The sequence below is a fragment of the Heliomarina baculiformis genome, from assembly GCF_019966545.1.
Lineage (GTDB): Bacteria > Pseudomonadota > Alphaproteobacteria > Rhodobacterales > Rhodobacteraceae > Heliomarina > Heliomarina baculiformis.
This window is the reverse complement of record NZ_JAIMIC010000006.1, coordinates 358453-373344: the sequence shown is the minus strand read 5'-3', so window position 1 is coordinate 373344 and position 14892 is coordinate 358453. Positions and strand designations below refer to the sequence as shown.

At 62.2% G+C, this 14892-nt stretch carries 11 protein-coding genes; 9 read left to right on the top strand and 2 right to left on the bottom strand.

From position 1 onward, the window contains the following. The first annotated feature begins 137 nt into the window (after positions 1–137). Together fdhF and MF268_RS16085 are read left to right on the top strand one after the other, a co-directional pair. Positions 138–2900: a formate dehydrogenase subunit alpha gene (fdhF, locus tag MF268_RS16090; RefSeq protein WP_238371926.1), complete on the top strand. Its 2763-nt coding sequence runs from the start codon at positions 138–140 to the stop codon at positions 2898–2900. Positions 2901–3037: 137 nt separating this feature from the next. Continuing rightward, positions 3038–4234, top strand: coding sequence for a Zn-dependent hydrolase (locus MF268_RS16085; protein ID WP_238371881.1), 1197 nt, complete (start codon positions 3038–3040; stop codon positions 4232–4234). Positions 4235–4386: 152 nt separating this feature from the next. Here MF268_RS16085 and MF268_RS16080 read toward each other — a convergent pair whose 3' ends face one another. Beyond that, a complete protein-coding gene (locus tag MF268_RS16080) occupies positions 4387–5103 on the bottom strand; it encodes a response regulator transcription factor (protein WP_088632861.1) in 717 nt (238 codons plus the stop codon). Then, positions 5100–7028, bottom strand: a complete 1929-nt coding sequence (locus MF268_RS16075) for a PAS-domain containing protein (RefSeq protein ID WP_238371880.1) — start codon at positions 7026–7028, stop codon at positions 5100–5102. The genes MF268_RS16080 and MF268_RS16075 overlap by 4 nt, the downstream gene beginning before the upstream one ends. Before the next feature lie 237 nt (positions 7029–7265). Here MF268_RS16075 and MF268_RS16070 point away from each other — a divergent pair, with 237 nt between their 5' ends. From MF268_RS16070 to MF268_RS16040, 7 genes are all read left to right on the top strand, one after another. Beyond that, entirely contained in the window at positions 7266–9239 is a 1974-nt protein-coding gene (locus MF268_RS16070) for an AMP-binding protein (RefSeq protein ID WP_238371879.1), read from the top strand. Positions 9240–9330: 91 nt separating this feature from the next. Next, positions 9331–10149 carry an ABC transporter ATP-binding protein gene (locus MF268_RS16065; protein WP_238371878.1) on the top strand — a complete coding sequence of 273 codons (819 nt, stop codon included), beginning with the start codon at positions 9331–9333 and terminating at the stop codon, positions 10147–10149. Positions 10150–10226: 77 nt separating this feature from the next. Then, entirely contained in the window at positions 10227–11213 is a 987-nt protein-coding gene (locus MF268_RS16060; RefSeq protein ID WP_238371877.1) for a branched-chain amino acid ABC transporter permease, read from the top strand. A 2-nt stretch (positions 11214–11215) separates the two neighbouring features. After that, positions 11216–11449, top strand: coding sequence for a hypothetical protein (locus tag MF268_RS16055; protein ID WP_238371876.1), 234 nt, complete (start codon positions 11216–11218; stop codon positions 11447–11449). Next, positions 11446–12522 carry a branched-chain amino acid ABC transporter permease gene (locus tag MF268_RS16050; RefSeq protein ID WP_238371875.1) on the top strand — a complete coding sequence of 359 codons (1077 nt, stop codon included), beginning with the start codon at positions 11446–11448 and terminating at the stop codon, positions 12520–12522. The genes MF268_RS16055 and MF268_RS16050 overlap by 4 nt, the downstream gene beginning before the upstream one ends. Positions 12523–12649: 127 nt before the next feature. Next, positions 12650–13933, top strand: a complete 1284-nt coding sequence (locus MF268_RS16045) for an ABC transporter substrate-binding protein (RefSeq protein ID WP_238371874.1) — start codon at positions 12650–12652, stop codon at positions 13931–13933. Positions 13934–14012: 79 nt separating this feature from the next. Next, positions 14013–14849, top strand: coding sequence for an ABC transporter ATP-binding protein (locus MF268_RS16040; protein WP_238371873.1), 837 nt, complete (start codon positions 14013–14015; stop codon positions 14847–14849). Positions 14850–14892: the final 43 nt, after the last annotated feature.

The following is a 14892-nucleotide window of genomic DNA, read 5'->3' as shown; positions in this document are numbered from 1 at the left end:
GTTTGTCGCGTTTGCATCAAGAAACCGGGGTTCCGATGGGAAACAGAGGACGCAAAACGAGAGACCAATGTCGGGATTGATCCTCTGTGCGGGTGCATTCCATGCTCTATACTCGGCAGAATACGGAGGATGCCATCATGTCGGACAAGGTGCGGTTCACGCTGGACGGTCAGGAGGTCGAGGCCGAGCAGGGTCTGACGATCTGGGAAATCGCCAACGGGCGCGGCCTTGTGATTCCGCATCTCTGCCACAAGCCGGCGCCGGGCTATCGCCCCGATGGCAACTGCCGTGCCTGTATGGTCGAGATCGAGGGTGAGCGTACGCTGGCGGCGTCCTGCATCCGCGAACCTGCCGAGGGCATGGTGGTCACCACCGATTCCGCCCGTGCGGCGAGTGCGCGCAAGATGGTGGTTGAAATGCTGCTGGCCGACCAGCCCGAGCGCGAGGAGGCGCATGACCGTTCTGCGCATCTCTGGGACATGGCCGAGGCGAATGGTGTGTCAGAGAGCCGCTTTCCCAAACTGGAGAAAGAGCGCATTCCGCTGCTGGATGACAGCCACGTGGCGATGCGGGTCAACCTTGATGCCTGTATCCAGTGCGGGCTTTGTGTGCGGGCCTGCCGCGAGGTTCAGGTCAATGACGTGATCGGCATGTCGGGCCGCGGGCATGATACCTTTCCGACCTTCGATATGGCCGACCCTATGGGCGCCTCGACCTGCGTGGCCTGCGGCGAATGCGTGCAGGCCTGCCCGACCGGTGCGCTGATGGAGGCCTCCGTGCTGGATGCCGATCAGCAGGGCGACAGCGCCGATTACGACAGCGAGGTTGCCAGCGTCTGCCCGTTCTGCGGGGTCGGTTGCCAGGTCTCGCTCAAGGTCAAGGATGGCCGGGTCAAATATGTCGACGGGATCGACGGGCCCGCAAACGAGGGCCGGCTCTGCGTCAAGGGTCGGTTCGGTTTCGATTATATCCACCACGACCACCGCCTGACCAAACCGTTGATCCGGCGCGAAGATGCGCCCGCCAAGGGGCTGAACGTCGATCCGGCGAACTGGCAGACCCATTTCCGCGAGGCAAGCTGGGACGAGGCGCTGGATTTCGCAGCCAATAGTCTGCGCGATCGTGGCCGCGAAGTGGCCGGGTTCGGCAGCGCCAAATGCACCAACGAGGAAGCCTACCTTTTCCAGAAGATCATCCGTCAGGGCTTTGGCCATAACAACGTCGACCACTGCACCCGGCTGTGCCATGCTTCCTCGGTTGCGGCGCTGATGGAGAACGTCGGCAGCGGGGCAGTGACGGCGACCTTCAACGAGATCGAGAAGGCTGATGTGGCCATTGTGATCGGGGCCAACCCGATCGAGAACCACCCCGTCGCGGCAACCTATTTCAAGCAGTTCACCAAGCGCGGCGGCAAGCTGATCGTGATGGACCCGCGTGGGCAGGCGCTCAAGCGGTTTGCCTCGCATATGCTGCAATTCCGGCCCGGCGCGGATGTGTCGATGCTGAACGCGATCATGCATGTGATCGTCGAAGAGGGTCTTTATGATCGTCAGTATATTGAGGCCTATACCGAGAACTGGGAGGCTGAAAAGAATCATCTGAGCGGGTTCACCCCCGAAAAGATGAGCGAAATCTGCGGCATTGAGCCAGAAGTCCTGCGCGATGTGGCGCGGACTTTTGCGGGCGCGCGGGCCGGCATGATTTTCTGGGGTATGGGGGTAAGCCAGCATATCCACGGTACCGACAATTCCCGCTGCCTGATCTCGCTTGCGCTGATGACCGGGCAGGTCGGGCGCCCGGGCACCGGGCTGCATCCGCTGCGTGGTCAGAACAACGTGCAGGGCGCCTCGGATGCGGGGATGATCCCGATGTTCATGCCCGATTACAAGGATGTGACGAACGATGGCGTGCGCAGCGCCTTTACCGAGGTCTGGGGCTCGGCTGACTTTTCCAGTGAAAAGGGCCTGACCGTAACCGAGATCATGGATGCGATCCATGAGGGCGACATCAAGGCGATGTATATTCTGGGCGAAAACCCGGCCATGTCCGACCCGGATGTGGACCATGCCCGCGCCGCGCTGGCCAAGCTCGATCATCTCGTGGTACAGGATATCTTCATCACCGAAACCGCGAACTATGCGGACGTGATCCTGCCTGCCAGCGCCTTTGCCGAAAAGACCGGCACCGTGACCAATACGAACCGGCAGGTCCAGATGGGCCGCGCCGCCGTCTCTCCGCCGGGCGAGGCACGTGAGGACTGGTGGATCGAGGTCGAGCTGGCGAAACGTCTGGGTCTGGGATGGACCTACACCAGCCCCGCCGAGGTCTTTGCCGAGATGAAGCTGAACATGGAAAGCCTCGACAATATCACCTGGGAGCGGCTCGAGCGCGAAAACGCGGTGACCTACCCGTCGCTCTCGCCCGAAGATCCGGGGCAGGCGATCGTATTTGGCGATGGGTTCCCACGCGCAGGCCGCCGGGCAAAGTTCACCCCCGCCAATGTGATCGCGCCGGATGAGGCGCCGGATGCGGAATACCCGATGATCCTGACCACGGGGCGGCAGCTCGAACACTGGCACACCGGGTCGATGACCCGCCGCGCTTCGGTTCTGGACGCGGTCGAACCCGAGGCGAACTGTTCCCTGCACCCGAAAACCCTGCGCCGTCTTGGCGTCGCGCCGGGCGGCATGCTGCGCCTGACCACGCGGCGCGGCAGTATCGAGGTCATGGCCCGCGCCGACCGCGCGGTTTCCGAGGACATGGTGTTCCTGCCCTTCGCCTATGTCGAAGCGGCGGCTAACATCCTGACCAACCCGGCCATCGACCCATACGGCAAGATTCCCGAGTTCAAATTCTCGGCGGTCAAGGTCGAACCGGCGGAGACGATGGCGGCGGAGTAAACGCCGCATCATTCAGCTTGTAACGATTGCGCCCTGCCACTCAGGCGGGGCACCATTCGTGGTAGCGTTGGCCCGGCGCGGTCGACAGATGCGCATTTCCAACCTATCAGGGAGGGGCGCATCCCAAAGGAGTTCCGATGATCCCCGTCAATGCCGACCGCTTCCTCGCCGACCTTCACCACCTGCGCAGTATCGGTGCCGCCGGCGTTGGCAAAGGCGTCGTGCGCCCGGCTTATACCGAGGCGGATATCGAGGCGCGGAAATGGCTGGCCGAGCAGATGCGCGCCGCCGGGCTGACACCGCATTTCGACCCGGTGGGCAATCTATTTGGCCTGACGGATGGTCCCTCGCTTCTGATGGGGTCGCATTCCGACAGCCAGCCTGAAGGCGGATGGCTCGACGGGGCGCTGGGCGTGATCGCCGCACTCGAAGTCGCCCGCGCCAGTCTCGAGGCAGGCGGACCACCGATCTCCGTCGTCAGCTTCGAGGATGAGGAAGGCCGGTTCGGCGTCACCACCGGCAGCGCCATCTGGTCCGGCAACCTCGCGCTGGACAAGGCCGATACGCTCGTCGATCACGGCGGCCTGAACTTCGCCGAGGCCCGCGCCGCCTTCGCCGATCTGGCGGGCGATTTCGTCGATCCGTCCCGCTTCACCGGCTTCGTCGAGATGCATATCGAGCAGGGCCCGACACTCGATACCAGCGGCGAACAGATCGGCGTGGTGACCGATATCGTCGGCATCCGTGATATGCGCATCACCATGGAAGGCCAGCAGAACCACGCGGGCACCACCCCCATGCAATTGCGCAAGGATGCCTTTCAGGCGCTTTCCGCGTTCAGCACCGCGATCAACGACCGCTTCCGCAACGTGGTCACCCCGTCGACTGTCTGGACCATCGGCCATGTGAGCCTGCACCCGAATGCCTCGTCCATCGTCCCGGGCAAGGTCACATTTTCGATGCAATGGCGCGATGGGGAAATCGACCGGCTCGGCCGAATGGAACAGATCATCCGCGACACCGCCGAGGAAATAGCGAAAGAACGCGGGATGACGCTGTCCTATGGCCCCATGCTTGGGCTTGAACCGGTAAAGATGGATGAAACACTGCGCGCGGCCCTGTCGAAAGGAGCGGAAACCGTGGCCCCCGGGAACTGGCGCGACATGCCCTCAAGCGCGCTGCACGATGCCACCAATGTGTCCAGACTGATGCCCGTCGCAATGCTCTTCGTCCCCTCGATCAACGGCATCAGCCACGACTTTGCCGAGGATACCGCCGAGAGCGATCTTGTCGCCGGGCTGAAGGTGCTCGCAAATGCGGCGGCGCAGCAATAGACCCGGTCAAAGGGAAGCACGAGCAGTACAGCACATGTGCACAACCTGTACACCGCCGCGCTGCGGCATCGATGGTGCGCAACCATCCCTCTTCTTTGGGTCTTAAAATATCCAAAATCCGTCAGCCGCCCCAGACGCTGCCGCCGGTTATGTCACCGCCAGTGCACATCCCCGAGAAAGATATACCCCGCGCCGTAGATCGTCTTGATCAGTCGCGGGTTCTTGGGGTCTTCGCGCAGCTTGGTGCGCAGGCGCGAGATGCGGACGTCCATCGCCCGGTCGAAACTCTCGCCCGCCGCGCCGCCAAGGCTTTCCTGCATCTGCGCCCGTGAGATCAGCCGTTTCGGGCTTTCGAGGAACATGCGCAGCACCTCGGCCTCGGCATGGGAAAACGGGGTTTCCGCGCCGGTCTCGTCCTCGAGAACGTAGCTGTCGAAATGCGCGGTCCAGCCGTTGAACCCGGCGGTATTGCCAGTGGGCGCGGCAGGACGCGCGGTGCGGATGCGGGCGCGGATGCGGGCAATGACTTCGGCAGGCTCGAAGGGCTTGGTGATATAATCGTCGGCGCCAAGCTCCAGCCCGGTCACCCGGTCCTGTACCTGCGCCCGGCCCGAGATGATGATCACCGCCGCGCCGCGTTCCAGCGCCAGCCGATGAACCAGCGCCAGCCCGTCGCTGTCGGGCAGCGACAGGTCCACAAGGCAGACATCAGGGGTGACATGTTTCAGCGCCGCTTCAAAGGCGCGGGCGCGCGCAAAGCTCTGGGTGCGGAAACCGGCCTCTTCCAGAACCTCGGTCAGCATCTGGCGGATCTCGGCCTCGTCATCGAGGATTGTGACAAGCGGGGCGGTGTCGGAAGGCGTGGTCATTTTCGGTCGGCTTTCGGCAGGACAAGGGCGGCCAGCTGGTCCGCGTCAAAGGGTTTGCGCAGCACGGGCGCGCGCAGCCTTGCGGCTTCGTGCAGCGGATCGTCGGGCGGGAGCGAAGTCATCAGCACGGTGGGCAGGCCTGTGCCCTGCACCCGGTCGAGCAGGTCGATACCGGTGCCCGATCCCTGAAGTTGTATATCAGAGAGCATCAGCACGATATCGGGCAGATCGGCGGCAAGGGCGGCGGCCTCGTCTGCCGAGGTGGCCTCGATCACCGAGAACCCCAGACCCATCAGCATGTCGCGGAACAGGGGCCTCAGATCCTCGCCATCCTCGACCAGCAACGCCAGCCCGCCGGTGCCCGAGGGCGCGGCGTGATAGGGCAGGCGCATGGTCACTTCGGCCCCGTCATCGGTGTTGTTCAAGGTCAGGTCCCCGCCCGCCAGTTTCACCATGTCATAGACCATCGGCAGCCCCAGCCCCGAGCCTTCGCCGCCCTTGGTGGTAAAGAAGGGTTCGACCGCCTTTTCCAGCGCTTCGGGGGCAAAGCCGGGGCCGGTGTCGCTGATCTTGATCTCAAGCCAAGTCCGTCCGACCACATGGGCGGAGAGCGTGATCCTGCCCGTGTTGCCACAGGCGTCGCGGGCGTTCAGGATCAGGTTCAGCAGCGCATCCTGCAACATGCCGGGATCGAGCATCATCAGCGCGTCGGGGCTGTGATCTAGGATCGTGAGCGAGACCGGACCGGGCAGGCTGGGCGTTGCCAGCACGCGCAACTCCTGCAGTAGCGCGCCAAGATCGGTGGCCTGCGGGCGCAAGGTGCGCGACACGGTCATGTCGGCGATGCGGTTCAAAAGCTGGCCGCCGCGATTGGCCGCCGTGCGGGTGGCGGCAATCAGCTCGGCGGCCTGATCGGGCAGGTCCATGCGGGCGAGCTTTTCCTGCATGCCGAGGATGATCGTCAGAAGGTTCGAAAAGTCATGCGCCAGCCCGCTGGTGACCTGTGCCGCGATGGCGCGGCGGCGGGTCTGTTGCAGGGCGGCTCGGGCCTGTGTTTCCTCGGTCACGTCCATCGAGAGGATGAACAGCCCGCCGGTCGTATCGGCTGTGAGCGCCACACGGATGCGTCGGGAATCGCGATTTTCAGTGAATTCGAAGGTCAGGTTCTCACCGCCATAGGCGATATCGAGCTTGGGGCCGATTCGCTGATAGTTCGCAGGTCCGACCACTGCGGCGATATGCTGGCCGATGATGTCCGAGGGGCAGCCCGGAATGACCGAACTGAGCCGCCGGTTGGAATAGGTATAGAACCCCTCGGGATCGACATGGGCGATATGCGCGGGCATCATCTCCATCGTCGTGCGGGTGCGGGCCTCGATCTCGGTCAGCTGGCGCTTGGTTTCCTCAAGCGCGGTATTGGTCGCGGCGAGTTCGCGGTTGGTGGCGGAAAGTTCTTCGGCATGGGCGAGAAGCTGGCCCGAGAGCGCCTCGGACCGGGTGCGCAGCAGGGTTTCGATCTGCTTGGTCCGGGTGATGTCGGTATAGACGGTGATCCAGCCGCCCTGCGGCAGGGGCGAGCCTTCGACCGAGATGGTGCGCCCGTTGGCGCGGGTGCGTTCCATGTAATGCGGGGTAAAGGCGCGGGCCTGTTCGACCCGGCGGCGGACCGCTTCTTCGATGTCATCGACGGGGCCGTATTCGCCCGAGACCACCTGATGGCGGATCGTATCCTCGAAACGCGCGCCGGGGGTGACGAGATGGTCCGGCAGGTTGAACATGGTTCGGAAGGGCTGATTGCAGATCGCCAGCCGCAGGTCGCTGTCATAGATCGAGAGCGCCTGGGCGATCAGGTTCAGCCCGGCGGTCATCATCCATTTGTTGGTCTGCTCGCTCAGATGCGTCGGCATGATCTCCCCTTGGGTCATGGCTAGCACCGGGATCGACCGGGGCAAAGAGGCAGGACGCAGGGGCAAGCGCGAGAGGGCGGAAATGCCGCCCAGAAGAGCGATGAATTAGCCGGGGCTTGTTACAATTCGTAAGGATTGGGTAAATTTCAGGTAAAACTTGGGGGTAAGGGTGACTTTCGCCGCATCCGGGGGAGGAGACCCGGGCGTGGCGGGACGGAGACCGGTACCAACAAGACCGGTGAGGGAGGAAATATCTTGTCGCAGACGCAAGCAGGTGTCGGTGGGCTGTTGTCCGTGCCGGCGCTTCTTCACCGCAATGCTTCCGAATTCGGACAGGCCCCGGCCTATCGCGAGAAGGAATTCGGAATCTGGCAGACGTGGAACTGGTCTCAGACCGAAGAGGAAATCGAAGCGCTGGCGCTGGGGTTCCTGAAACTCGGTGTGAAAGAAGGCGATTTCATCGCGATCATCGGGCGCAACCGGCCGTATCTATACTGGTCGATGGTGGCGGCCCAGATGGTGGGCGCGGTGCCGGTGCCGCTTTACCAGGATTCGGTCGCCGAAGAGATGGCCTATGTGATGGATCACTGCGGCGCGCGCTTCGCGGTGGTCGGCGATCAGGAGCAGGTCGACAAGATCATCGAGATCCAGGACCAGCTGACCCAGTTCGAGCATATGATCTATCTCGACCCGCGGGGCTTGCGGAAATACGACCATACCAATCTGCACGCCTATCGGTCGGTGCAGGAGGAGGGCCGCGAGAACCGGGCGACCTTTGAGGCCGACCTGCGGGCGCGCGAGGAAAAGCTGGATTACGACAGCCGCTGCGTGATGCTTTACACCTCGGGGACGACCGGAAAGCCCAAGGGTGTGGTGCTGAGCAACCGAAACGTGATCGAAAGCGCGCGCGCCTCGGTCGAATTCGACAGTCTTGTGCGGAGCGACGATGTGCTGGCCTATCTGCCGATGGCATGGGTCGGGGATTTCATATTCTCGGTGGGGCAGAGTTACTGGACCGGCTTCTGCGTGAACTGCCCGGAGAATGCCGAGACGATGATGCAGGATCTGCGCGAGATCGGGCCGACCTATTTCTTTGCGCCGCCGCGGGTCTTCGAGAACCTGCTGACCACGGTGATGATCCGCATGGAGGATGCGACCAAGTTCAAGAAGCGCCTTTTCGACCGCTGCATGGCGCATGCGCGCAAGGTCGGTCCGGCGATCCTTGACGGCAAGCCGGTGAGCGGCATGGACCGGTTCAAGTACTGGCTGGGCGATCTTCTGATTTATGGTCCGCTGAAGAACACCATGGGGTTCAGCCGGGTGCGCATCGGCTATACCGCCGGGGAGGCGATCGGGCCGGAGATTTTCGACTTTTACCGCTCGCTGGGGATCAACCTGAAGCAGCTATATGGCCAGACCGAGGCGACGGTGTTCATCACCGCGCAGCCCGATGGCGAGGTGCGCTCGGACACGGTGGGGGTTCCCTGCCCGGGGGTCGAGCTGAAGATGGACGAGAAGGGCGAGGTTTTCTACCGCTCGCCCGGGGTGTTCGTGGAGTATTACAAGAACGCCGAGAGCACGGCGGGAACCAAGGATGCCGAGGGCTGGGTGGCCACCGGCGATGCCGGGTTCATCGAGGAGGATACCGGGCATCTGCGGATCATCGACCGGGCCAAGGACGTGGGCAAGATGGCCGACGGCAGCCTGTTCGCGCCGAAATATGTTGAAAACAAGCTGAAGTTCTATCCGAACATCCTTGAGGCCGTCGTGTTTGGCAATGGGCGCGAGGAATGCACAGCCTTCATCAATATCGATCTGAGCGCGGTGGGGAACTGGGCCGAGCGCAATAATATCGGCTACGGGTCCTACCAGGAACTGGCGCGCCATCCGCAGGTGATGGATACGATCCAGGGCCATGTGGAGGAGGTCAACCGCTCGGTCGCGGAAGACCCGATGCTGGCGGGCTGCCAGGTGCATCGCTTTGTGGTGCTGCACAAGGAGCTGGATGCGGATGACGGCGAGCTGACCCGGACCCGAAAGGTGCGTCGCCGCGTCATCGAGGAGAAATTCGCCGATATCATCGCCGCGCTTTACGACGGGTCGGACAAGATCAGCACCGAGACCGAGGTGACCTATGAGGACGGGCGCAAGGGGGCGATCCGGGCCACGCTCGAGATCCGCGAAGCGTCGGTGGTGCCGGTCAAGACCCGGTCGATGGCCGCGGAATGAGAGGTTTCATGCCAGTTGAATGTCGCATCGCGCGGCGGGCCGGGGAGCCTCCGGCGGCCGTATTTGGAACGAGAAGAAGGGCAGGGCGCGCGTGAAGGATACGGCGGACAGTTACGTGACGGCGGATGGGCGCACCATCGGCGGCGTGGTGATGGAGATGAAGAACATCACCCTGCGGTTCGGCGGGGTGGTCGCGATCCAGGATATTTCCTTTGACATCCGCGAGGGCGAGATCCGCGCGATCATCGGGCCGAACGGGGCCGGGAAATCCTCTATGCTGAACGTGATTTCCGGGTTCTATACGCCCTCTGAGGGCGAGGTCTGGTACAAGGGCGCGCGGCGGCCGCAGATGAAACCCTATGAGGTGGCGCGGCAGGGCATTGCCCGGACCTTTCAGAACATCGCGCTGTTCGAGGGGATGAGCGTTCTGGACAACGTGATGTGTGGTCGGCTGACCCATATGAAGCCGTCGATCCTGTCGCAGATGCTGTGGAAAGGGAAGGCGGAGCATGAGGAGGTGGCCAACCGGGAGGTGGCAGAACGTGTCATCGATTTCCTCGAGATCCAGCATATCCGCAAGACACCTGTGGCGCGGTTGCCCTACGGGTTGAAGAAACGGGTCGAGCTGGCGCGGGCCTTAGCGGCGGAGCCGACGATCCTGTTGCTCGACGAGCCGATGGCGGGGATGAATGTCGAGGAGAAGGAGGACATGAGCCGCTTTATCCTTGATGTGAACGACGAGTTCGGCACGACGATCGCGTTGATCGAACATGACATGGGCGTGGTGATGGATCTGTCCGACCGGGTGGTGGTGATGGATTACGGCAAGAAGATCGGCGATGGCCCGCCGGACGAGGTGCGCAACAATCAGGATGTGATCGACGCCTATCTGGGGGTGGCGCATGACTGATCGGGGCAGGGTGGCAAAAATTTTCCATAATTTTTGGGAAATTTCTGTGAAGAAATTTGGCGGCGGGGGAGGGTGTGATGCCTGATCAGCTTTTATTCGCGATGGAGGTCACGCTGAACGGGCTTATGGCCGGCGTGCTTTACGCGCTGGTCGCCCTTGGCTTTGTGCTGATCTTCAAGGCAAGCGGGATTTTCAACTATGCCCAAGGGGTTATGGCCCTGTTCGCGGCGGCCACGCTGGTCGGGATCATGGACGGGCAGGTGCCGTTCAGCCATCTGATCAACGCCACTTTGGGCACGGATCTACATCATTTCGGCTGGCATGTGCCCGCGCTGCTCGCGATCCTGGTGACCGTGGTGGTGATGATCGTGCTGGCCTGGCTGGTGCAGCGTCTGGTCATGCGGCATCTGGTCAACCAGGAGCCGATCATCCTGTTCATGGCGACCATCGGGCTTGCCTATTTCCTTGAAGGCTTGTCGGATCTGATGTGGGGGTCGGAGATCAAGACCCTCGACGTCGGGCTGCCCCAAGGGATCAACGAGACCATCGACCAGATCACCTATGACATGTTCGGTTATGGCTTCTTCATCGACAATCTCGATATCGTGGCGACGGTAATTGCCGGGATTCTGGTGATCGCGCTGATGGCCTTCAACCAGTACACCCGCGAGGGGCGGGCCTTGCGCGCGGTAGCGGATGACCACCAGGCGGCGCTGTCGGTCGGCATCTCGCTCAACTTCGTCTGGGTGCTGGTCTGGTCGTTGGCCGGGTTCGTAGCGCTGGTCGCAGGGGTCATGTGGGGCGCGAAGTCGGGGGTGCAGTTCTCGCTTTCGCTGATCGCGCTCAAGGCGCTGCCTGTCTTGATGCTGGGCGGGTTCACCTCGATCCCCGGGGCCATTGTCGGCGGGCTGATCATCGGAGTGGGCGAGAAACTGTTCGAATTCCTGCTGGGGCCTGCGCTGGGCGGGGCAACGGAGAACTGGTTTGCCTATGTGCTGGCGCTGGTCTTCCTTGTGTTCCGGCCGCAGGGGCTGTTCGGCGAAAAGATCATCGAGAGGGTATGAGCATGGCCAAACTGATAGCAATCGTGAACGTGGTGGCCTGGTCGGGGTTCTGGGTCTTTGGCTATCTCGCGCTGACGGCGGGTGAGGGGCAGGTGCTGACGGCGGCAGTTCTGGCGGCCTTTGGCGCCGGGCTGGGCGTGCTGGCGTGGATCTGGCTGGCGCGGCACAGCGAGGAGATCGGATTTGCCCGTGCGCCCAACCGGGGCGCCATGCCGATGCAGGAGGCTGACAGATGATCTATCGCGAAGCGGGTGATTTCAGCTCTACCTATGTCGAGGACAGCCAGACCTTTCCGATCAAGTTCGACCGGTATCGGTATTACCTTGTGCTGGCGGTGGCCTTTCTGGTCGTGCCCTTTGTCATCAACGATTACTGGGCCAACGCGATCCTGCTGCCGTTCCTGATCTACGCAATCGCGGCGATCGGGCTGAACATTCTGACGGGGTATTGCGGGCAGGTGAGCCTTGGCACCGGCGGGTTCATGGCGGTGGGGGCTTATGCCTGCTACAAGCTGATGACCGCCTTTCCGGATGTGAACATCTTTTTCCACGTCATCCTGTCGGGGCTGATCACCGCCGGGGTCGGGGTGCTGTTCGGGTTGCCGAGCCTGCGGATCAAGGGGTTCTACCTTGCGGTGGCGACGCTGGCGGCGCAGTTCTTTCTCGTCTGGCTGTTCAACCGGGTGCCGTGGTTTTACAACTATTCCGCCTCGGGCCAGATTTCCGCACCGGAACGCACGCTGTTCGGCATCGAGGTGACCGGTCCGAATACCGAGGCCTGGGCGACCTATCTTTTCTGTCTCGTTTTCCTTACCGGATCGGCGATCATCGCGCGCAACCTGACGCGGGGCACGCTGGGGCGGACATGGATGGCGATCCGCGACATGGACATTGCCGCCGAGATCATCGGGGTGAACCCGCTGCGGGCCAAGCTGACCGCCTTTGCGATTTCGTCCTTTTTCGTCGGAATTTCCGGGGCGCTGTTCTTTGCGGTTTACCTTGGCGCGGTCGAGGTCGGTGAGGCATTCGGCATCCAGAAATCCTTCCTTGTGCTGTTCATGGTGATCATCGGGGGGCTGGGCTCGATTTTCGGCTCTTTTGCGGGGGCGGCGTTCCTCGTGCTTTTGCCGGTCGTGCTCAAGGTCGTGGGGGCGGATATGCTGGGATGGCCGACCGACATCGTGGCGCATCTGCAATTGCTGATCGTGGGCGGGCTGATCATCACGTTCCTGATCCTCGAGCCGCACGGGCTGGCGCAGCTTTGGCGCGTGGCCAAGGAGAAACTGAGATTGTGGCCCTTCCCCCACTAGGGGGCGGGCGCGGGGTGAAAGGAGCGAGCCCCGCACCACATGCCGACCCCGGATCGGGGCGGCGAAGGACAAACGGGGGTCAACCCCGTGAACCATCGGACAAAACCACATGGGAGGAAAAGACCCGATGAAACTTAGACTGACGACGCTGGCGCTGGGCGCCGTGATGGCCGCGGGGCCAGTGATGGCGGACCTCGTGTTCCCGTCGCTGAGCTATCGTACCGGGGCCTATGCCGCGAACGGTATTCCCTTTGCGGACGGCTACGAGGATTACTTTACCCTGCTGAATGAGCGCGACGGCGGGATCGGCGGTGTGCCGGTACGGGTGATCGAATGCGAAACCGGTTATAACACCGAAAAAGGCGTGGAATGCTACGAGTCCACCAAGGGCGAAGGCTCGCTGGTGTATCAGCCGCTTTCGACGGGCATCACCTATCAGCTGATCCCAAAGGCGACGGCGGATGGTATCCCGGTCCACTCCATGGGCTACGGCCGCACCTCGGCCAAGAACGGCGAAGTGTTCCGCAATATCTTCAACTACCCGGCCAACTACTGGGATGGGGCCTCGGTCGCGATCAAGCATCTGCTTGAGCAGAACGGCGGCGACCTGTCCGGCAAGAAGATCGCGCTGGTCTATCACAACTCGGCTTACGGCAAAGAGCCGATCCGCACGCTGGAAGAGCTTGGCAAGAAACATGGCTATGAGCTGATGCTGCTGCCGGTGGATCACCCGGGTCAGGAGCAGAAGTCACAGTGGCTTCAGGTGCGTCGTGAGCGTCCGGATTACGTGATCATGTACGGCTGGGGCGTGATGAACTCGGTCGCGATTCAGGAGGCGGTGAACATCCGGTTCCCGATGGAGAATTTCATCGGCATCTGGTGGTCCGGGTCCGAGAATGACGTGCTGCCTGCGGGCGCCGGTGCCGATGGCTACAAGGCGCTGACCTTCCATAACCTTGGCGACGATTACCCGCTTTACGATGACCTGCGCAAATATGTGGTCGATGCGGGCAAGGCCGCGGGTGCGGGCGATCAGCTTGGCACCGCGCTTTACAACCGTGGCATGTATGCGGCGATGCTGGCTGCAGAGGCTGCCAAGACCGCTCAGGAGATCCACGGCACCAAGGACATCACGCCCGCGATGATGCGCGACGGGATGGAGGCGCTGGTGATCGACGAAGCCAAGATGGAATCGCTGGGCTTGCCGAATTTCGGCCCGGAATTCGCGGCGTCCTGTGAAAATCATGGTGGCGATGGCCGTGGTGCGGTGGCGCAATGGGATGCAGAAGCCGGTGAGTGGAACATGATCACCGACTATATCGACACCGATCAAGAAGTGATCAGCGCGCTGATCGAGGAAGATTCCTCGGCCTATGCGTCGGAAAACAACATCACACCTGGGTGCGATTGATCTGACTGGTGCGGCGGCCCCGTGTCGCCGCACCTTTTTGGCCCCGGCGAGGGGCTTGGAATTTTGAGGATCTGTGAGAATGCTCGATACGACGAATGCGCAAGAGACGCTTCAGGATACCCTGCTGGAGATCAACAATATCGAGGTGATCTACAACCACGTGATCCTCGTGTTGAAAGGCGTTAGCCTGAAGGTGCCCAAAGGCGGCATCACGGCGCTGCTGGGCGGGAATGGCGCGGGCAAGACGACGACGCTCAAGGCGGTGTCGGGATTGTTGGCGTCGGAACGGGGCGAGGTGACCAAGGGGTCGATCCGTTACCGTGGAGAGCCGATGCAGCACGCGGACCCGGCGCAGATCGTGCGCAAGGGGGTGATCCAGGTGATGGAGGGTCGGCATTGTTTCGAGCACCTGACCATCGAGGAGAACCTGCTGACCGGATCCTATACCCGCAAGGACAGCAAGGCCGAGCAGAATGCCTCGCTGGAAAAGGTTTACGCCTATTTCCCGCGTCTCAAGGAACGCCGCAAGAGTCAGGCGGGTTATACCTCGGGCGGGGAACAGCAGATGTGTGCCATCGGACGGGCGATGATGGCCAACCCCGAAACGATCCTGCTGGACGAGCCGAGCATGGGGCTGGCGCCGCAGCTGGTCGAGGAAATCTTTGGCATCGTCAAGGACTTGAACGAGCAGGAAGGGGTGACGTTTCTTTTGGCAGAGCAGAACACGAATGTGGCACTTCGCTTTGCACATTACGGTTATATTCTGGAATCCGGTCGCGTAGTGATGGATGGTGCGGCCAAGGCCCTGCGCGAGAATCCCGACGTCAAGGAGTTTTACCTTGGCATGTCGGACGAAGGACGCAAGTCGTTCCGCGACGTGCGATCCTATCGTAGACGCAAGAGATGGCTGAGCTGAGTTATGTCGAGTGACCCGGGGTCCGGGTCGTAACAGGTATATT